Here is an 18001-nt window from a genome sequence, read left to right on the forward strand (position 1 = left end):
GCCGAGCGATTGGTGAAGGCGACGGGTGAGTGAGCATCGAGCGAAGCGAGGAGCGGAGCGACCCCGGAGTCGAGCCGATCAATCCGCGAAGGCGACGGGCGAGTAGCATCGGCCGGTGCCTTTCGGGGGCCGGGCTGCACGAGAGACCGGGCCTGAAGGTTTCACCACCGCAAGACCCAGAGAACTTTCCGGTCTGTAACTTAGGCCGGTAAGGCTGTCGACAGAGTCCCAAACGCCGAACGGCGTGCCGGGCGTACGAACCAAGAAGTCCACAGGAGGACACCAGTGGCGAAGGCGAAGTTCGAGCGGACTAAGCCGCACGTCAACATCGGCACCATTGGTCACATCGACCACGGTAAGACGACGCTGACGGCGGCCATCACCAAGGTCCTGCATGACAAGTACCCGGACCTGAACCCGTACACGCCGTTCGACGAGATCGACAAGGCGCCGGAGGAGAAGGCCCGCGGCATCACGATCTCGATCGCACACGTCGAGTACCAGACCGACTCGCGTCACTACGCGCACGTCGACTGCCCGGGTCACGCTGACTACATCAAGAACATGATCACCGGTGCTGCGCAGATGGACGGCGCGATCCTGGTGGTGGCGGCGACCGACGGTCCGATGCCGCAGACCCGCGAGCACGTGCTGCTGGCCCGTCAGGTTGGCGTTCCCTACATCGTCGTGGCGCTCAACAAGAGCGACATGGTCGATGACGAGGAACTGCTCGAGCTGGTCGAGCTTGAGGTCCGTGAGCTGCTCTCCTCGCAGGAGTTCCCGGGTGACGACCTGCCGGTCGTGCGGGTCTCGGCGCTGAAGGCGCTCGAGGGCGACCCGGAGTGGACCGAGCGGCTCATGGAGCTGATGACCGCTGTTGACACCGCGATCCCGCAGCCGGAGCGCGAGGTTGACAAGCCGTTCCTGATGCCGGTTGAGGACGTCTTCACGATCACTGGTCGTGGTACGGTCGTCACCGGTCGTGTGGAGCGGGGCGTTCTCCTGCCGAACGAGGATGTTGAGATCGTCGGCATCAAGGAGAAGGGCTTCAAGACCAAGGTCACCGCGATCGAGATGTTCCGGAAGACCCTGGACGACGCCCGCGCAGGCGAGAACGTCGGCCTTCTGCTGCGTGGTACCAAGCGCGAAGAGGTCGAGCGCGGCATGGTCGTCATCAAGCCGGGTACGACCACCCCGCACACCGAGTTCGAGGCGACCGTCTACATCCTCTCCAAGGAGGAGGGTGGCCGGCACACGCCGTTCTTCCAGAACTACCGTCCGCAGTTCTACTTCCGGACCACGGACGTTACCGGTGTCGTCACGCTGCCTGAGGGCACCGAGATGGTCATGCCGGGCGACAACACCTCGATGACCGTGAAGCTCATCCAGCCGATCGCGATGGAGGACAACCTCCGCTTCGCGATCCGTGAGGGTGGTCGTACGGTCGGCGCGGGTCGCGTCACCAAGATCATTAAGTGACTAAGGTAACCCCGATTAGCGCTGCCGTATGGTAGTACGGCATACTGGTCAGGTTGCGTACCAGCAGGGTGGCTGACTGCCCAGCAGTCAGCCACCCTTGCGGGGCGCGTCAGGTGGTGGAGACACGACCTGGTGCCCCGATCCAACCGCGAGGTCGGACCGCCCTGGATTTCCGGTGGCGGAGTTTGACCCAAGGGCGCGACACGCCCGACCGCGGGGGTCGGACACAACACGAATCGGCAGCGCCGGGCCCGGTCTGGCAGTATCCCGCTCGTTTGAGTGGGCTCCATTGCGGGCGGGGCGGAGAGAGAAGGAACAGAAGCCATCATGGCGGGACAGAAGATCCGCATCCGGCTCAAGGCCTATGACCACGAGGTCGTCGATTCCTCGGCGCGGAAGATCGTCGAGACGGTGACGCGCACTGGGGCACAGGTCGCGGGCCCCGTACCGCTGCCCACGGAGATCAACCGTTTCTGCGTGATCCGTTCGCCGCACAAGTACAAGGACTCGCGCGAGCACTTCGAGATGCGCACGCACAAGCGTCTGATCGACATCATCGACCCGACCCCCAAGACGGTCGACTCGCTCATGCGCCTCGACCTTCCGGCTGGCGTCGACATCGAGATCAAGCTGTAGGGACCGGACTAATGGACAGGCAAGTTAAGGGCATCCTGGGCGCCAAGCTCGGCATGACCCAGGTCTGGGACAACAACCGCGTTGTTCCGGTGACCGTGGTGCAGGCCGGCCCGTGCGTCGTGACCCAGGTTCGTACCGCCGACAAGGACGGTTACGCCGCGGTCCAGCTGGCGTACGGTGCGATCGACCCGCGGAAGGTCAACAAGCCGGAATCCGGCCACTTCGCGAAGTCCGGAGCGGCTCCCCGGCGGCACCTGGTCGAGCTGCGCACCATGGACGCGAGCGAGTACGAGCTCGGTCAGGAGGTCACCGTCGACGCGTTCGCCGAGGGCGTCTCGATCGACGTGACCGGTAAGACCAAGGGCAAGGGCTACGCCGGTGTGATGAAGCGGCACGGCTTCCACGGCCTGCGCGCCAGCCACGGTGTCGAGCGCAAGCACCGCTCGCCCGGCTCGATCGGCGCCTGCGCGACCCCGGGTCGCGTCTTCAAGGGCGTTCGGATGGCGGGTCGCATGGGTGGCGTGCGCTTCACCGTGCAGAACCTGAAGATCCAGGCGATCGACACTGAGAACAACCTGCTGCTCGTCCGGGGTGCCATCCCCGGCCCCAAGGGCGCGCTGGTCCTGGTCCGCACTGCGGCGAAGACCCAGGTGAAGAAGGGGGCGGCGAAGTGAGCACGGTTGACGTGCGCAACCTCGAGGGTGCCAAGAGTGGCTCGGTCGAGCTGCCGGACGACATCTTCGACGTGCAGGCCAACGTCGCGCTGATGCACCAGGTCGTGGTGGCCCAGCTTGCTGCCGCGCGCCAGGGCACGCACAAGGCCAAGACCCGCGGTGAGGTCGCCGGTGGCGGCAAGAAGCCGTACAAGCAGAAGGGCACCGGCCGGGCCCGACAGGGTTCGATCCGCGCCCCGCAGTTCGCCGGTGGTGGCGTCGTCCACGGCCCGGTGCCGCGTGACTACAGCCAGCGGACCCCGAAGAAGATGAAGGCCGCCGCGCTGCGCGGTGCCCTTTCGGACCGGGCCCGTGCGGGCCAGGTCCACGTGGTCGAGTCCTTCGTCGGTGGCGACAAGCCGTCCACCAAGGCGGCCCTGGCCACGCTCGGCAAGGTGACCGAGGCCAAGCGGGTCCTGGTCGTGCTGAGCAGCACCGACGAGCTGAACTGGCTGTCGCTGCGGAACGAGGCGAAGGTGCACCTGATCGAAGCCGGCCAGCTCAACACGTACGACGTGCTGGTGGCGGATGACGTGGTCTTCACCAAGGACGCGCTGGACGAGTTCCTGGGTGTGCCGGCCGAGACCACTGAGGAGGGTGGCAAGTGACGACGATTGCCGACCCGCGCGACATTATCGTGGCGCCGGTCGTCTCGGAGAAGAGCTACAGCGAGCTGAACCGCAACTGGTACACCTTCCTGGTGCACCCGGACGCGAACAAGACCGAGATCAAGATCGCTATCCAGCAGATCTTCGACGTCCGCGTCCTGACGGTGAACACCCTCAACCGCGAGGGCAAGCGCAAGCGCACCCGCACCGGGTACGGCCAGCGCAAGGCCACCAAGCGGGCGATGGTGAAGCTGGCTGACGGTGACCGTATCGAGGCCTTCGGCGGCCCGGTCAGCTGAGGGGTATAGACAATGGCTATCCGTAAGTACAAGCCGACGACGCCGGGCCGGCGTGGCTCCAGCGTCGCCGACTTCGCCGAGATCACCCGGTCGACTCCCGAGAAGTCGCTGCTGGCTCCGTTGCCGAAGAAGGGCGGGCGTAACGCCCACGGCCGGATCACCACGCGGCACCACGGCGGCGGGCACAAGCGGCAGTACCGTCTCATCGACTTCAAGCGGGTCGACAAGGACGGCGTGCCGGCGAAGGTCGCCCACATCGAGTACGACCCGAACCGCACCGCGCGAATCGCGCTGCTGCACTACGCCGACGGCGAGAAGCGTTACATCATCGCGCCGAAGGACCTGAAGCAGGGCGACCGCGTCGAGTCGGGGCCGGGCGCGGACATCAAGCCGGGCAACAACCTGCCGCTGCGTAACATTCCGGTGGGTAGCACCATCCACGCCGTTGAACTGCGGCCGGGTGGCGGTGCCAAGCTGGCTCGTTCCGCCGGTGTCGGTATCCAGCTGCTGGGCCGGGAGGGCGCATACGCCACCCTCCGGATGCCCTCGGGTGAGATCCGGCGGGTCGACGTGCGGTGCCGCGCGACCATCGGTGAGATCGGCAACGCCGACCAGTCGAACATCAACTGGGGCAAGGCCGGCCGGATGCGCTGGAAGGGCAAGCGCCCGACCGTTCGTGGTGTTGCCATGAACCCGGTCGACCACCCGCACGGTGGTGGTGAGGGTAAGACCTCCGGTGGTCGCCACCCGGTCAACCCGCAGGGTAAGCCGGAGGGTCGCACCCGTCGTAAGGGCCAGCCGAGCGACCGGATGATCGTCCGCCGCCGCTACGCCACTCGTAAGCGCGGCTAAGGAGATTAGGACATGCCTCGCAGCCTGAAGAAGGGCCCGTTCATCGACGACCACCTGCTCAAGAAGGTGGAGACGCAGAACGAAAAGGGCTCGAAGAACGTCATCAAGACCTGGTCGCGGCGCTCGACGATCATCCCCGAGATGCTCGGTCACACGATTGCCGTGCATGACGGACGCAAGCACGTTCCGGTGTTCGTCACCGAGGCGATGGTCGGGCACAAGCTCGGCGAGTTTGCGTTGACCCGCACGTTCAAGGGTCACGAGAAGGACGACCGGAAGAGCCGCCGGCGCTGACGCCGACTCTTGTTCGGTCCACCATCCGGCGGACCGTACGTCAGACGGACCTGGCCGAACAATGGTCGTAAAGCCACGGATTAAGGATCAAGGGGTTACAGCGATGCCAGTTAGGGGCGACGCTCCGGTGCTTCCGGGCGCGCGGGCGGTTGCGCGGCACGTGCGCATTTCGCCGACGAAGGCGCGCCGGGTGGTCAACCTCGTCCGCGGTCTGCCCGCGAAGGAGGCGCTCACGGTGCTGCAGTTCGCGCCGCAGGCTGCGAGCGAGCAGGTCTACAAGGTCCTCGCGAGCGCGATCGCCAACGCGGAGAACAACGAGCGGTTGGACCCTGACGCGCTGCTCGTCAGCGAGGCGTTCGTCGACGAGGGCCCGACAATGAAGCGGTTCCAGCCTCGGGCACAGGGCCGGGCGTACCGGATCCGCAAGCGCACCTGTCACATCACGATCGTGGTCGAGGCGGTATCGCCTGCCGCGTCGGTGAAGAAGGGCGCGCCGGCCAAGAAGTCGGCTCCGGCCAAGCAGGCCGCGCCGGAGACCACGGCCGCCGACACGCAGAGCAAGACGGAGGGTGCCGAGTAATGGGGCAGAAGGTTCACCCGCACGGGTTCCGGCTCGGCATCTCGACCGACTGGAAGTCCCGCTGGTACGCGGACAAGCTCTACAAGGACTACATCGCCGAGGACGTGAAGATCCGGCGGATGATGTCCAAGGGCCTGGAGCGTGCCGGCATTTCCAAGGTCGACATCGAGCGCACCCGGGACCGGGTCCGCGTCGACATCCACACCGCCCGGCCGGGCATCGTCATCGGCCGTAAGGGTGCGGAGGCCGACCGGATCCGCGGCGAGCTGGAGAAGTTGACCGGCAAGCAGGTGCAGCTCAACATCCTCGAGGTGAAGAGCCCGGAGTCGGACGCGCAGCTGGTTGCCCAGGGTGTGGCCGAGCAGCTCTCCAGCCGGGTCAGCTTCCGGCGGGCGATGCGCAAGGCCATGCAGTCGGCGATGAAGAACCCGATCGTCAAGGGCATTCGGGTTCAGGTCTCCGGCCGTCTCGGTGGTGCGGAAATGAGCCGTACCGAGTTCTACCGTGAGGGTCGGGTGCCGCTGCACACGCTGCGGGCCAACATCGAATACGGCTTCTTCGAGGCACGGACCACCTTCGGCCGCATCGGCGTGAAGGTCTGGATCTACAAGGGCGACGCCGTACCCGGTCGGGAGACCCCGGCCGAGGCGGGTCCGGCGCGTCCGCGCCGCGACCGCGGTGACCGCCCGGAGCGGCCGCGTCGCGGTCGGTCTGGCTCGTCCGGCACCACTGCAGGTGGTACGGACGCCGGGCGGGCTGCGGCGGCTGAGGCCTCCGCCGGTGCCGCGGAGGCCACGAACGAAAGTGCCGCGCCGGCCACCGCCGCGCCGGCCACTCCGGCCGCTTCGGCCGGATCGGACAGCTCAGCGCAGGAGGGCTGACAGATGCTGATGCCGCGCAAGCCCCCGAAGGGCTTCCGCAAGCCGCACCACCCCGACCGCCATGGCGCGTCGAAGGGCGGCAACCGGGTGGTTTTCGGCGAGTTCGGAATCCAAGCGCTCGAGCCGGCCTACGTGACGAACCGGCAGATCGAGTCGGCCCGTATCGCGATGACCCGCCACATCAAGCGTGGCGGCAAGGTCTGGATCACGGTCTTCCCGGACCAGGCCCTGACCAAGAAGCCGGCGGAAACCCGGATGGGTTCCGGTAAGGGCTCGCCGGAATGGTGGGTCGCCAACGTGAAGCCGGGGCGGGTGCTCTTCGAGATGTCCTTCCCCAACGAGCAGATTGCGCGAGAGGCGATGCGTCGCGCGATCCACAAGCTCCCGATGAAGTGCCGCATTGTGACGCGCGAAGTGGGTGAATCCTGATGGCAGCGGGCGTTAAGGCCGCCGAGCTGCGTGAACTCTCCGAGGAGGAGCTGGTCACGAAGCTACGGGAGGCCAAGGCGGAGCTGTTCAACCTCCGCGTGCAGGCCGCGACCGGCCAGCTCGACAACAACCGTCGGCTCCAGGTCATCCGTCGGGAGATCGCCCGGATCTACACGATCATGCGTGAGCGCGAGCTCGGACTCTCGGCCGCGCCAACTGAGGTGAAGGCATGAGTGAGAAGACCGCCCCGGAGGGGACCAGCGCGGCTCAGCGGGCCCAGCGCAAGGTGCGTGAGGGCCTCGTGGTCAGCGACAAGATGGAGAAGACCGTCGTTGTCGAGGTCGAGGACCGGGTCAAGCACCCGCTGTACGGCAAGGTCATGCGGCGTACCAGCAAGCTGAAGGCGCACGACGAGCAGAACGCGTGTGGCATCGGCGACCGGGTGCTGCTCATGGAAACCCGTCCGCTCTCCGCCACCAAGCGGTGGCGGGTCGTGGAAATCCTCGAGAAGGCCAAGTAAGAGCCGTACGGGCTGCGTAGCAGACCGATCCAGCAGGCTCAGGGTTCCGCCAAGCTCGGTCGGCCGGGCCGACTGAGAACTGGCAGACATAGGAGATAGACGTGATTCAGCAGGAGTCGCGACTGCGCGTCGCCGACAACACGGGTGCCCGGGAGATCCTGTGCATCCGGGTTCTCGGCGGCTCCGGTCGGCGCTACGCGAGTATCGGCGACGTCATCGTGGCCACCGTCAAGGACGCGATCCCGGGCGCCGGTGTCAAGAAGGGTGACGTCGTCAAGGCGGTCGTCGTCCGCACCGCCAAGGAGAAGCGGCGGCCGGACGGCTCGTACATCCGCTTCGACGAGAACGCCGCCGTCATCATCAAGGACGGTGGAGACCCGCGTGGTACCCGCATCTTCGGCCCGGTGGGTCGGGAGCTGCGGGACAAGCGGTTCATGAAGATTATCTCGCTCGCGCCGGAGGTGTTGTGACCGTGAAGGTCAAGAAGGGCGACACGGTCGTCGTCATCGCCGGCAAGGACAAGGGTGCCAAGGGCAAGGTCATCGCGGCCTACCCGCGGCAGGACAAGATCCTGGTCGAGGGCGTGAACCGGGTCAAGAAGCACACCCGCATCAGTACCACCCAGCGTGGCGCCAAGACCGGTGGCATCGTCACCCAGGAGGCCCCGATCCACGTCTCGAACGTGCAGGTCCTGGACTCCGACGGTAACCCGACCCGGGTCGGGTACCGCATCGACGAGAGTGGCCAGAAGGTCCGCATCGCGCGTAGCACCGGTAAGGACCTCTGATGACCACGGCTACCGAAACCAAGACCATGCCGCGCCTCAAGGAGCGGTACCGCAACGAGATCGTGGCCAAGCTGCGTGAGCAGTTCCAGTACGGCAACCCCATGCAGGTGCCGGGCCTGGTCAAGATCGTCGTCAACATGGGTGTCGGCGAGGCGGCTCGGGATGCGAAGCTGATCGACGGTGCGGTCCGTGACCTCGCCACGATCACGGGCCAGAAGCCGCAGGTGCGGCGGGCGACCAAGTCCATCGCGCAGTTCAAGCTGCGTGAGGGCATGCCGATCGGCGCGAAGGTGACCCTCCGCGGCGACCGGATGTGGGAGTTCCTGGACCGGCTGCTCTCCATCGCGCTGCCGCGTATCCGCGACTTCCGCGGCCTGGACGGGCGCAAGCTCGACGGGCACGGTAACTACACGTTCGGTCTGACCGAGCAGTCGGTGTTCCACGAGATCGATCAGGACAGGATCGATCGGCAGCGGGGCATGGACATCACGGTGGTTACCACCGCGACGACCGATGACGAGGGCCGGGCGCTGCTCAAGCTCCTGGGCTTCCCGTTCAAGGAGCAGTGAGTACGAGATGGCGAAGAAGGCGCTGATTCTCAAGGCCGCCAAGAAGCCGAAGTTCTCGGTCCAGGCGTACACCCGCTGCCAGCGGTGCGGACGTCCGAAGGCGGTCTACCGCAAGTTCGGTCTCTGCCGGGTGTGCCTCCGGGAGATGGCCCACCGCGGTGAGCTGCCCGGCGTGTCCAAGGCTTCCTGGTGACGCTGCGCCCTGGTTATGGGCGAGGCGTGCAATGCAACCCGGTAGAGCCCAGCTGCGTCCAGGCCGACGGCTTGGGCGAGGATCGCAACGCCGTAGGCCCGGGCCTGACCGCCCAGGGAACCCCGGTGAGAAAGGCTGACGAGAACCAATGACTATGACCGACCCGATCGCAGACATGCTGACGCGTCTGCGGAACGCCAACCAGGCGTATCACGACCGGGTGACGATGCCCTACTCGAAGATCAAGGCGAACATCGCCGAGGTCCTCAAGGCTGAGGGTTACATCGCCACCTGGTCGGTCGAGGAGCCCGAGGAGGGCGCTGTCGGCAAGCGCCTGGTGGTCGAGCTGAAGTACGGCCAGAACCGTGAGCGGAGCCTGGCGGGCATCAAGCGGGTGTCCAAGCCCGGTCTGCGGGTGTACGCCAAGTCGGACGGGCTCCCGCGGGTGCTCGGTGGGCTGGGTGTGGCGATCATTTCGACGTCCCAGGGACTGCTCACCGACCGGCAGGCCCGCAAGCGGAGCGTTGGCGGGGAAGTCCTCGCCTTCGTCTGGTAACGGGAGACAGGTAGAAATGTCGCGTATTGGACGTAAGTCGATCCCGGTACCGGCCGGCGTCGACGTCACGATCGACGGCCGGACCGTCAAGGTCAAGGGCCCGAAGGGCGAGCTCGCCGTCACCCTGGCCGAGCCGATCACCGCAGAGCGGGGCGAGGACGGCCAGCTGCACGTCAACCGGCCGAACGACGAGCGCAAGGCCAAGGAACTGCACGGCCTGAGCCGTACCCTGGTCGCCAACATGATCGTCGGCGTGACCGAGGGCTACAAGAAGTCCCTGGAGATCGCCGGTACCGGTTACCGCGTCACCGCCAAGGGCAAGGACCTGGAGTTCGCGCTCGGGTTCTCGCACCCGGTGCTGGTCGCGGCGCCGGACGGCATCACCTTCACGGTGGAGAAGCCGACGCTGTTCCACGTGGCCGGCATCGACAAGCAGCAGGTCGGTGAGATCGCCGCCAACATCCGGAAGATCCGTCCGCCGGAGCCCTACAAGGGCAAGGGCATCAAGTACCAGGGCGAGGTCATCCGCCGCAAGGCTGGAAAGGCAGGTAAGAAGTGAGCGCCACGCTGCTCAAGCGCCGCCGCGGCGTCGCCGCCAAGCGCGCCGTCGGGCGTGCGCGTCGGCACTTCCGCGTCCGCCGGAGCATCAGCGGTACGGCCGAGCGGCCTCGTCTGGTCGTCACCCGTTCGCTGCGGCACATCACCGCCCAGGTGGTGGACGACACCCAGGGTCGTACCCTGGTGTCGGCATCGAGCCTGGACGCGTCCATCCGGGGCGTCGAGGGCGACAAGAGCGCCCTGGCTGGCAAGGTCGGCGCACTCGTCGCGGAGCGGGCCAAGGCTGCGGGGATTTCCAAGGTCGTCTTCGACCGTGGTGGTAACCGGTACGGTGGGCGGCTCGCCGCGCTGGCCGACGCTGCCCGCGAAGCCGGACTCGAGTTCTGACGGCATCTGATGCGCGTCATACGAGGATCTCAACTAGCTAACCCCGTCACGAGAGAAAAGGAAGGCTGCTGATGCCAGGTCAACAGCGCCGTGGCGGCGGGTCCGGTGGCAACGAGGGTGGTCGCCGCGACAACCGCCGTGAGGGCGGCCGCGGAAACGCGCCCGTCGAGAAGACCCCGCACCTCGAGCGGGTCGTCGCGATCAACCGTGTCGCCAAGGTCGTGAAGGGTGGTCGTCGCTTCAGCTTCACCGCCCTCGTGATCGTGGGGGACGGCGACGGCACCGTCGGCGTGGGCTACGGGAAGGCCAAGGAGGTGCCCGCGGCGATCGCCAAGGGTGTCGAGGAGGCCAAGAAGCACTTCTTCAAGGTGCCTCGGATCGCCTCGTCGATCCCGCACCCGGTGCAGGGTGAGGACGCCGCTGGCGTCGTCCTGCTCAAGCCGGCCAGCGCCGGTACCGGTGTCATCGCCGGTGGTCCGGTGCGTGCCGTGCTGGAGTGTGCGGGTATCCACGACGTGCTCTCCAAGAGCCTCGGTTCGTCGAACCCGATCAACATCGTGCACGCCACCGTCGCGGCCCTGAAGAGCCTCGAATCACCGGAGGCGGTCGCCGCCCGTCGTGGCCTGCCGGTCGAGGATGTCGCACCGGCCGCCATGCTCGCGGCCCGGGCGGGGGTGGCGTCCTGATGGCACGTCTCAAGGTCACCCAGGTCCGGTCCGAGATCGGGGCCAAGCACAACCAGCGGGAGTCCCTGCGGTCGCTCGGCCTCAAGCGGATCAATGACGTGGTGGTCAAGGAGGACCGTCCCGAGATTCGGGGCATGATCTTCGCCGTGAACCACCTCGTGAAGGTCGAGGAGGTCGAGTAATGACGATCAAGGTCCACCACCTGCGTCCCGCTCCTGGAGCCAAGACCGCGAAGACCCGCGTGGGTCGCGGTGAGGGCTCGAAGGGTAAGACCGCCGGTCGCGGTACGAAGGGTTCCAAGGCCCGGAAGAACATCTCGGCGGCGTTCGAGGGTGGGCAGATGCCCATCCACATGCGGCTGCCGAAGCTCAAGGGCTTCAAGAACAAGTTCAAGGTCGTCTTCCAGGTCGTCAACCTGGACCGGCTCGCTGAGCTGTTCCCCAACGGCGGCCAGGTCGGTCCGCTGGAGCTGGTTGAGGCTGGCGCGGTCCGTAAGGGGCAGCCGGTCAAGATCCTCGGTACCGGCGACCTCGGTGGAGTGACGCTCCAGGTTTCGGCGCACGCGTTCAGCGCCACGGCCAAGGAGAAGATCACTGCCGCCGGTGGCTCGGTCACCGAGCTGTAGGCACGTACGTCGACCGTGGCGCTCGCCCAGTTGCCCGCAACTGGCGGGCGCCACGGTCTGCTGGTCCCGTATTACCCCGGCAGCATCGGATCCGGTAAATGTTCCCGGGCGCACCTGCCCGAATACGCTCTTGGCTGTTAGAGTCCGATCCCAGCTATGGATATCGGGCGCTCGCCCGGCAACCACCACGTCCCGCCACAACTACTGGCGGCCGCCTCGCGCAGGAGGATGAAGTTGCTCTCCGCCTTTCTCAGTGCGTTTCGTACGCCTGACCTGCGCAAGAAGCTGCTGTTTACAGTAGCCATCGTCGCGATCTACCGCCTCGGCGCGACGCTGCCGAGCCCAGGTGTCTCCTACAGCAACGTGCAGAGTTGCATCAAGACGATGGAGACAGGGGAGGGTAACGGCGTCTTCACGCTGCTGAACCTCTTCTCCGGTGGTGCGTTGCTCCAGCTGTCGGTCTTCGCGCTGGGCATCATGCCCTACATCACCGCCTCGATCATCCTGCAGCTGCTCACCGTGGTCATCCCACGCCTGGAGCAGCTCCGCAAGGAGGGCCAGGCCGGTCAGGCGAAGATCACGCAGTACACCCGGTACCTGACACTCGGGCTGGGCGTGCTGCAGGCCTCGGCATTCGTCGCACTGGCCCGCTCCGGGCAGCTCTTCAACGGCATGTGCGACCAGTACCCGATCGTTCCCGACAACACCGGGCTGCCGCTCTGGATCACGCTGGTCACCCTGGTCATCACGATGACCGCCGGCACCGGCATGGTGATGTGGCTGGGTGAGCTGATCACCGACCGGGGCGTCGGCAACGGCATGTCGGTCCTGATCTTCACCTCGATCGCGGCCCGGCTCCCCAGCGAAGGCTGGACGATCCGCAAGACCAACGGCTGGGACATGTTCGCCCTCGTGATCGTCCTGGTGCTGGTGATCATCACTGCGGTCGTCTTCATCGAGCAGGCGCAGCGCCGGATCCCGGTGCAGTACGCGAAGCGGATGATCGGCCGGCGGTCGTACGGTGGGACGTCCACCTACATCCCGCTCAAGGTCAACCAGGCCGGTGTCATCCCCGTCATCTTCGCCTCCTCGCTGCTCTACCTGCCGCAGCTCGGGTTGCAGTTCTTCGACCCGAACAACCTGAACGACTGGCAGATGTGGATCCAGAACAACCTGGCCAACCCACGCAGCCCGATCTACATCAGCGTCTACTTCCTGCTGATCATCTTCTTCACGTACTTCTACGTCTCGATCACGTTCAACCCGACCGAGGTCGCGGACAACATGAAGAAGTACGGCGGGTTCGTCCCCGGCATCCGGCCTGGCAAGCCGACCGCCGAGTACCTCGACTTCATCCTCAGCCGGATCACGCTGCCTGGCGCCCTCTACCTGGGTCTCATCTCGATCCTGCCGAACTTCTTCTTCATCTGGCTCAACAGCGAGCAGTACGTCAACTTCCCGTTCGGTGGTACTGCGGTGCTGATCATGGTCGGTGTGGGGCTGGAGACCGTGAAGCAGATCGAGAGCCAACTCATGCAGCGGAACTACGAAGGGTTCCTTCGGTAGATGCGACTCGTTCTGGTGGGCCCTCCGGGGGCCGGAAAGGGTACTCAGGCCGAGTTCATCGCCGCGCACCTGGCTGTACCCAAGATCTCCACCGGCGACATCTTCCGGGCCAACGTGTCCCAGGGCACGCCCCTCGGTGTCGAGGCCAAGCGCTACATGGACGCCGGCAAGCTGGTGCCCGACGAGGTGACCATCAACATGGTGCGCGGCCGCCTCGCCGAGCCGGACGCCAGCGCTGGGTTCCTGCTCGACGGGTTCCCGCGTACCACGCCGCAGGCGGCTGCTCTCGACAAGCTGTTGGCTGACCTCGGGACCGCCCTCGACCTGGTGCTCGAACTGGTCGTGGACGACGACGAGGTGATTCGGCGGCTCTCCGGACGGCGTACCTGCCGGGGCTGCGGGAAGATCTGGCACGTCGAGTTCGACGCACCAACGCGGGAAGGCATCTGCGACCGGTGCGGATCCGAGCTGTTCCAGCGTGACGACGACAAGGCCGAGACGATCGCGGAGCGGTTGCGGGAGTACGCGGACAAGACGGCTCCGCTGATCGACTTCTACGGCGCGCAGGGCAAGTTGGTCGGGATCGACGCCACCGGTCCGGTGGAGGACGTCACCGTCCGGGCCATCGACGCTCTGCGTTCGTACGGCGGATAGGCGCGCCGGGATCGGCCCCAGGGATCTTCCCAGTGGGTCGGTCCCGGGAGCGTCGGGGCGGGAGCAGTGAGCCCCGTACTTGTCAGCGAAAGGTAGAAACGGCATGCGCCGTCACCAGTTGGACATCCAACTGAAGACTCCGGAGCAGATCGAGAAGATGCGGGCCGCCGGGCTGGTGGTCGCTGCCGCGTTGAGCCGGATGCGCGCGGCGGTCGCGCCCGGGGTCACCACCGCCGATCTGGACGAGATCGCCGAGTCGGTGATCCGTGAGGCCGGTGCCGTTCCCTCCTTCAAGGGCTACCACGGTTTCCCCGCGTCCATCTGTTCGTCGGTCAATGAGCAGGTGGTGCACGCCATCCCGTCCCCGAAGCAGGTGCTGCGCTCCGGGGACCTGATCTCCATCGACTGCGGCGCGGTGCTGGACGGCTGGCACGGCGACGCGGCGATCACGGTCGGGGTCGGCGAGGTGCGGCCGGAGTTGCTCCGGATGGCCGAGGTGGCCGAGGACGCGATGTGGGCCGGGATCGCCGCCGCGGCGCGGGGGGCGGCCAGCGGGAAGGGCCGGCTGACCGACATCTCGTACGCGGTCGAGTGCGCGGTCCGTAAGGGCGGCCGGTACGGGATCGTCGACGGATACGGCGGGCATGGCATCGGCACCGAGATGCACCAGGACCCGCACGTGCTCAACCACGGTCGGCCGGGACGTGGGCCGCGCTTGGTTTCCGGCATGGCGCTGGCGATCGAGCCGATGATCACCATGGGCTCGCCCCGGACGGCCGAGTTGGCCGACGGCTGGACGGTCGTCACCCGGGATGGCTCGATGGCGGTGCACGTGGAGCACTCGATGGCCCTGCTCGACGACGGCGTGTGGGTGCTGACCGCGCCGGACGGTGGCCGGGCTCGCCTCGGCGACCTGGTGACCGCCCGGCAGTCGACCGAGCCCTGACCCGCCTGACGGCCCGGTGGCGCCCCGAACCGGGATGGTCGCTCGTACTTGCGTAATGGCATGCTTCTAGCCATGGACCGGCGGGACGAGATGCGGGCGGCGGACTCCGACCGGACGGCAGTGGCAGAGCAGCTGCGCATCGCGCTGAACGAGGGTCGGCTGGAGCTACACGAGTACGACGAGCGCCTCCAGCGAACCTACGCCGCGAAGACGTACGCGGAGCTTGACGCTCTGCTGGTCGATCTTCCGGCCACCATCCCCACCCAGCGGTCGCAGCTGCTGCCCGCCGCCGATCGGTCGGTGGTGGTGCCCGAGGAGCAGGTGCGCTACCCGGGGGCCACGCGGCGCTGGCTGGTCGAGACCTGGGGCACCTACTTCGGCGCGATGACCATCACCACCGCTGTCTGGGGAACCAGCAGCCTGAGTGCTGGGGAGGTGCTCTACTACTGGCCGGTCTGGGTGGCTGGACCGTGGGGTGCGGTGCTGGTGATTTCGACGGTGGGGGGCTTGATCAACGGTGCGCCACAGCGGTGGGCGGCGAAACGGGCCGGCCGGGCGCAGGAAAAGATCGACAAGCGGGCGGCGGGCGATTCTGACCGGGCGGCCGGTCGTCAGGACGATTGATATAGTCCCGTTCGTCCGATCGGCTCGCCAGGACCCACCTCGGTTTGGCGTCGATGCGTGTCCGCGCGTACACTGGCTGATCGGCGCACAGCGTCCACTCTGGCATGCCCGCCCGCGCTTCGGCGGGTGCCGGAGCCGCGGCTGGCTCGGGTGAGTGATCTTGCTCCAGGTTGACTCCTGGGGCGGGTTGAAACCACCCAGTAAGACGTTGTGAGCCGTCCGGATAAACCGACGTCAGGACAGCGGAGGACATGCCGAAAAAAGACGGAGCCATTGAGATCGAAGGCCGGGTAATCGAGCCACTCCCGAACGCCATGTTCCGGGTTGAGCTCGCCAACGGCCACAAGGTGCTGGCTCACATCAGCGGCAAGATGCGGCAGCACTACATCCGCATCCTGCCCGAGGACCGGGTTGTCGTCGAACTCTCGCCGTACGACCTGACCCGAGGGCGCATCGTCTACCGCTACAAGTGAACCTGCCTGGACGAACACCCTTCCGGGTCGCAACCCGTGAAGCGGTGTTACGTCCAGACAAACGTTCATTGGTCACTGACAGCGGCCGGGACGTCCCGTGTCCGCCTTCGAGGTCCGATGCCGCGTCCGATGACGCTGCCGGGCGTAGATGGGAAGTAAGGCAACCGTGAAGGTCAAGCCGAGCGTCAAGAGGATCTGCAACAAGTGCCGGGTGATTCGCCGGCACGGCCGGATCATGGTGATCTGCACCGATCCGCGCCACAAGCAGCGCCAGGGCTGATTGGCCCCGGTCGCGCAGATCCGTACAACAACACAAGCTCGTCCCAGCCACGAGCAGCGAAGCGCACTGCGTACGCGTAACTCGTGGCTGACCCCCGGTCGGAGGCCGGGGCCCGATCGGGCAACGACTGCACCGGTTCCGGCGGCACTGACGCCGAGCCAGGACAGTCGGATCGGGGTGGGTCGGGTACAGACCTCCGCGACACACCATGAGGAGTACGCCCGCACATGGCACGTCTAGCTGGCGTCGACCTCCCCCGCGACAAGCGGATGGAGATCGCGCTCACCTACATCTTCGGGGTCGGTCGGACCCGGGCGGTCGAAACGCTCGCCGCGACCGGCATCTCCCCGGACAAGCGCGCCAAGGACCTCACTGACGAGGAGCTCGTCCAGCTCCGCGATCACATCGAGGCGAACTACAAGGTAGAAGGCGACCTGCGCCGCGAGGTCGCCGCTGACATCCGCCGCAAGGTCGAGATCGGCTGCTACGAGGGCATCCGGCACCGCCGGGGTCTGCCTGTGCGTGGCCAGCGGACCCGGACCAACGCCCGGACCCGCAAGGGCCCGAAGCGGACCGTCGCCGGCAAGAAGAAGCCCGGCAAGAAGTAAGACGTAGACCGGAACACCGGTCCAGGCCCGCCGAGCTCGGCCGGGCCGCAACCGGTACCGGGAAGTCAATTAGGAGCGCACAGACTTATGCCACCGAAGGCTCGTGCCGGGGCCGCCGTAAAGAAGGTCCGGCGCAAGGAACGCAAGAACGTCGCCCACGGGCAGGCGCATATCAAGAGCACCTTCAACAACACCATCGTGTCCATCACGGACCCGACCGGTGCCGTCATCTCCTGGGCCTCCGCTGGTCAGGTGGGGTTCAAGGGCTCCCGCAAGTCGACCCCGTTCGCTGCGCAGATGGCCGCCGAGGCCGCCGCGCGTCGGGCGATGGATCACGGCATGCGCAAGGTAGACGTGTTCGTCAAGGGCCCCGGCTCCGGCCGGGAGACCGCCATCCGTTCGCTGCAGGCCGCTGGGCTTGAGGTCGGTCAGATCGCCGACGTCACCCCGCAGCCGCACAACGGGTGCCGTCCGCCGAAGCGTCGCCGGGTCTGAGAGGTAGAGAGAGATGGCTCGTTACACCGGTGCTGACTGCCGCCGTTGCCGGCGGGAGAAGATGAAGCTGTTCCTCAAGGGCAGCAAGTGCGATGGCCCGAAGTGCCCGTTCGAGTCCCGGCCGTTCCCGCCCGGACAGCACGGCCGGGGTCGCACCAAGGAGACCGAGTACCTGCTCCAGCTTCGTGAGAAGCAGAAGGCCCGCCGCGTCTACGGCGTGCTGGAGAAGCAGTTCCGCGGTTACTACGAGGAGGCCGTGGCCAAGCCGGGTAAGACCGGTGAGGCCCTCCTGCAGATCCTCGAATCGCGGCTGGACAACGTGGTCTACCGGGCTGGCTACGCCAAGTCCCGGGACATGGCCCGCCAGGTTGTCAAGCACGGCCACTTCATGGTCAATGGCAAGAAGGTCGACATTCCGTCGTACCGGGTCAAGGAGCACGACATCGTCGAGGTCCGGGCCAAGTCCAAGGAGCTGACGCCGTTCATCGTGGCGCAGGCCGAGGCCGGTTCGAAGACGGTGCCGGCCTGGCTGGAGGCGATCCCCAGCCAGATGAAGATCCTGGTGCACTCGCTCCCGGCCCGGCAGGTCATCGACACGCAGGTCCAGGAGCAGCTGATCGTCGAGCTCTACTCGAAGTGATCGGATCTCGCCCGGGGTCGCTGCCGGCGACCCCGGGCGAGGCCCCGATGGGCTGACCAGCCC

The 18001-nt window shown here is 66.6% G+C and carries 31 protein-coding genes; all 31 read left to right on the plus strand.

Features of this window, described 5'->3' with window-relative positions; translation table 11 throughout:
- The first annotated feature begins 285 nt into the window (after nucleotides 1–285).
- The 31 genes from tuf to rpsD all read left to right on the plus strand — a co-directional run bounded on the left by tuf (nucleotide 286) and on the right by rpsD (nucleotide 17938).
- Entirely contained in the window at nucleotides 286–1479 is a 1194-nt protein-coding gene (gene tuf, locus ACWDV4_RS26800; RefSeq protein WP_449984128.1) for an elongation factor Tu, read from the plus strand.
- A gap of 327 nt (nucleotides 1480–1806) precedes the next feature.
- Nucleotides 1807–2115: a 30S ribosomal protein S10 gene (gene rpsJ, locus ACWDV4_RS26805; RefSeq protein ID WP_007073037.1), complete on the plus strand. Its 309-nt coding sequence runs from the start codon at nucleotides 1807–1809 to the stop codon at nucleotides 2113–2115.
- 11 nt (nucleotides 2116–2126) lie between these two features.
- Nucleotides 2127–2789 carry a 50S ribosomal protein L3 gene (gene rplC, locus ACWDV4_RS26810; protein WP_449984131.1) on the plus strand — a complete coding sequence of 221 codons (663 nt, stop codon included), beginning with the start codon at nucleotides 2127–2129 and terminating at the stop codon, nucleotides 2787–2789.
- Nucleotides 2786–3436, plus strand: a complete 651-nt coding sequence (gene rplD, locus ACWDV4_RS26815) for a 50S ribosomal protein L4 (protein ID WP_449984133.1) — start codon at nucleotides 2786–2788, stop codon at nucleotides 3434–3436. Before rplC ends, rplD begins: the two co-directional genes overlap by 4 nt.
- Nucleotides 3433–3735, plus strand: coding sequence for a 50S ribosomal protein L23 (gene rplW / locus ACWDV4_RS26820; RefSeq protein ID WP_184534367.1), 303 nt, complete (start codon nucleotides 3433–3435; stop codon nucleotides 3733–3735). Before rplD ends, rplW begins: the two co-directional genes overlap by 4 nt.
- A gap of 12 nt (nucleotides 3736–3747) precedes the next feature.
- Nucleotides 3748–4587, plus strand: a complete 840-nt coding sequence (rplB, locus tag ACWDV4_RS26825) for a 50S ribosomal protein L2 (protein ID WP_449984136.1) — start codon at nucleotides 3748–3750, stop codon at nucleotides 4585–4587.
- Between the two features lie 12 nt (nucleotides 4588–4599).
- On the plus strand, nucleotides 4600–4881 hold the full coding sequence (rpsS, locus tag ACWDV4_RS26830; protein ID WP_013735950.1) for a 30S ribosomal protein S19: 282 nt from the start codon (nucleotides 4600–4602) through the stop codon (nucleotides 4879–4881).
- Between the two features lie 103 nt (nucleotides 4882–4984).
- Nucleotides 4985–5461, plus strand: a complete 477-nt coding sequence (gene rplV, locus ACWDV4_RS26835; protein WP_449984138.1) for a 50S ribosomal protein L22 — start codon at nucleotides 4985–4987, stop codon at nucleotides 5459–5461.
- On the plus strand, nucleotides 5461–6342 hold the full coding sequence (gene rpsC, locus ACWDV4_RS26840; protein ID WP_449984141.1) for a 30S ribosomal protein S3: 882 nt from the start codon (nucleotides 5461–5463) through the stop codon (nucleotides 6340–6342). The genes rplV and rpsC overlap by 1 nt, the downstream gene beginning before the upstream one ends.
- A gap of 3 nt (nucleotides 6343–6345) precedes the next feature.
- On the plus strand, nucleotides 6346–6771 hold the full coding sequence (gene rplP, locus ACWDV4_RS26845; protein ID WP_088647000.1) for a 50S ribosomal protein L16: 426 nt from the start codon (nucleotides 6346–6348) through the stop codon (nucleotides 6769–6771).
- Nucleotides 6771–7004, plus strand: coding sequence for a 50S ribosomal protein L29 (gene rpmC / locus ACWDV4_RS26850; RefSeq protein ID WP_184534363.1), 234 nt, complete (start codon nucleotides 6771–6773; stop codon nucleotides 7002–7004). The genes rplP and rpmC overlap by 1 nt, the downstream gene beginning before the upstream one ends.
- The gene (gene rpsQ, locus ACWDV4_RS26855; RefSeq protein WP_449984144.1) at nucleotides 7001–7291 is read left to right on the plus strand and encodes a 30S ribosomal protein S17; all 291 of its coding nucleotides are present in this window, start codon (nucleotides 7001–7003) and stop codon (nucleotides 7289–7291) included. The genes rpmC and rpsQ overlap by 4 nt, the downstream gene beginning before the upstream one ends.
- A 101-nt stretch (nucleotides 7292–7392) precedes the next feature.
- On the plus strand, nucleotides 7393–7761 hold the full coding sequence (gene rplN, locus ACWDV4_RS26860; RefSeq protein ID WP_007073026.1) for a 50S ribosomal protein L14: 369 nt from the start codon (nucleotides 7393–7395) through the stop codon (nucleotides 7759–7761).
- Nucleotides 7758–8078 carry a 50S ribosomal protein L24 gene (rplX, locus tag ACWDV4_RS26865; protein WP_449984146.1) on the plus strand — a complete coding sequence of 107 codons (321 nt, stop codon included), beginning with the start codon at nucleotides 7758–7760 and terminating at the stop codon, nucleotides 8076–8078. The genes rplN and rplX overlap by 4 nt, the downstream gene beginning before the upstream one ends.
- Nucleotides 8078–8647, plus strand: a complete 570-nt coding sequence (rplE, locus tag ACWDV4_RS26870) for a 50S ribosomal protein L5 (protein ID WP_377573892.1) — start codon at nucleotides 8078–8080, stop codon at nucleotides 8645–8647. The genes rplX and rplE overlap by 1 nt, the downstream gene beginning before the upstream one ends.
- A 7-nt stretch (nucleotides 8648–8654) precedes the next feature.
- The gene (locus ACWDV4_RS26875; protein WP_184534359.1) at nucleotides 8655–8840 is read left to right on the plus strand and encodes a type Z 30S ribosomal protein S14; all 186 of its coding nucleotides are present in this window, start codon (nucleotides 8655–8657) and stop codon (nucleotides 8838–8840) included.
- A 148-nt stretch (nucleotides 8841–8988) separates the two neighbouring features.
- Complete coding sequence (gene rpsH, locus ACWDV4_RS26880) at nucleotides 8989–9396, plus strand: 30S ribosomal protein S8 (protein ID WP_013288624.1); 408 nt, start codon at nucleotides 8989–8991, stop codon at nucleotides 9394–9396.
- Nucleotides 9397–9412: 16 nt separating this feature from the next.
- The gene (gene rplF / locus ACWDV4_RS26885) at nucleotides 9413–9955 is read left to right on the plus strand and encodes a 50S ribosomal protein L6 (protein ID WP_449984151.1); all 543 of its coding nucleotides are present in this window, start codon (nucleotides 9413–9415) and stop codon (nucleotides 9953–9955) included.
- On the plus strand, nucleotides 9952–10341 hold the full coding sequence (gene rplR / locus ACWDV4_RS26890; protein ID WP_449984154.1) for a 50S ribosomal protein L18: 390 nt from the start codon (nucleotides 9952–9954) through the stop codon (nucleotides 10339–10341). The genes rplF and rplR overlap by 4 nt, the downstream gene beginning before the upstream one ends.
- 71 nt (nucleotides 10342–10412) lie before the next feature.
- Nucleotides 10413–11027: a 30S ribosomal protein S5 gene (gene rpsE / locus ACWDV4_RS26895; RefSeq protein ID WP_184534356.1), complete on the plus strand. Its 615-nt coding sequence runs from the start codon at nucleotides 10413–10415 to the stop codon at nucleotides 11025–11027.
- The gene (rpmD, locus tag ACWDV4_RS26900) at nucleotides 11027–11209 is read left to right on the plus strand and encodes a 50S ribosomal protein L30 (RefSeq protein ID WP_091555401.1); all 183 of its coding nucleotides are present in this window, start codon (nucleotides 11027–11029) and stop codon (nucleotides 11207–11209) included. The genes rpsE and rpmD overlap by 1 nt, the downstream gene beginning before the upstream one ends.
- Entirely contained in the window at nucleotides 11209–11652 is a 444-nt protein-coding gene (gene rplO / locus ACWDV4_RS26905) for a 50S ribosomal protein L15 (RefSeq protein ID WP_449984158.1), read from the plus strand. Before rpmD ends, rplO begins: the two co-directional genes overlap by 1 nt.
- Before the next feature lie 234 nt (nucleotides 11653–11886).
- Nucleotides 11887–13218: a preprotein translocase subunit SecY gene (secY, locus tag ACWDV4_RS26910; protein ID WP_449984276.1), complete on the plus strand. Its 1332-nt coding sequence runs from the start codon at nucleotides 11887–11889 to the stop codon at nucleotides 13216–13218.
- Complete coding sequence (locus ACWDV4_RS26915) at nucleotides 13219–13872, plus strand: adenylate kinase (RefSeq protein WP_449984161.1); 654 nt, start codon at nucleotides 13219–13221, stop codon at nucleotides 13870–13872.
- 103 nt (nucleotides 13873–13975) lie between these two features.
- Nucleotides 13976–14818, plus strand: a complete 843-nt coding sequence (gene map / locus ACWDV4_RS26920; RefSeq protein WP_449984163.1) for a type I methionyl aminopeptidase — start codon at nucleotides 13976–13978, stop codon at nucleotides 14816–14818.
- A gap of 72 nt (nucleotides 14819–14890) precedes the next feature.
- The gene (locus ACWDV4_RS26925; RefSeq protein ID WP_449984167.1) at nucleotides 14891–15442 is read left to right on the plus strand and encodes a DUF1707 SHOCT-like domain-containing protein; all 552 of its coding nucleotides are present in this window, start codon (nucleotides 14891–14893) and stop codon (nucleotides 15440–15442) included.
- Between the two features lie 251 nt (nucleotides 15443–15693).
- Entirely contained in the window at nucleotides 15694–15915 is a 222-nt protein-coding gene (infA, locus tag ACWDV4_RS26930) for a translation initiation factor IF-1 (RefSeq protein WP_007073013.1), read from the plus strand.
- Nucleotides 15916–16081: 166 nt separating this feature from the next.
- Nucleotides 16082–16195, plus strand: coding sequence for a 50S ribosomal protein L36 (gene rpmJ, locus ACWDV4_RS26935; protein WP_184539455.1), 114 nt, complete (start codon nucleotides 16082–16084; stop codon nucleotides 16193–16195).
- A 227-nt stretch (nucleotides 16196–16422) separates the two neighbouring features.
- The gene (rpsM, locus tag ACWDV4_RS26940) at nucleotides 16423–16803 is read left to right on the plus strand and encodes a 30S ribosomal protein S13 (protein WP_184534351.1); all 381 of its coding nucleotides are present in this window, start codon (nucleotides 16423–16425) and stop codon (nucleotides 16801–16803) included.
- 87 nt (nucleotides 16804–16890) lie between these two features.
- Nucleotides 16891–17298 (plus strand): 30S ribosomal protein S11, encoded by a 408-nt coding sequence (gene rpsK, locus ACWDV4_RS26945; protein WP_184534350.1) that lies wholly within the window; start codon nucleotides 16891–16893, stop codon nucleotides 17296–17298.
- A 13-nt stretch (nucleotides 17299–17311) separates the two neighbouring features.
- Nucleotides 17312–17938 (plus strand): 30S ribosomal protein S4, encoded by a 627-nt coding sequence (gene rpsD, locus ACWDV4_RS26950; RefSeq protein ID WP_184534349.1) that lies wholly within the window; start codon nucleotides 17312–17314, stop codon nucleotides 17936–17938.
- The last annotated feature ends 63 nt before the right edge of the window (nucleotides 17939–18001 follow it).

This window comes from Micromonospora sp. NPDC003197 (genome assembly GCF_053590565.1).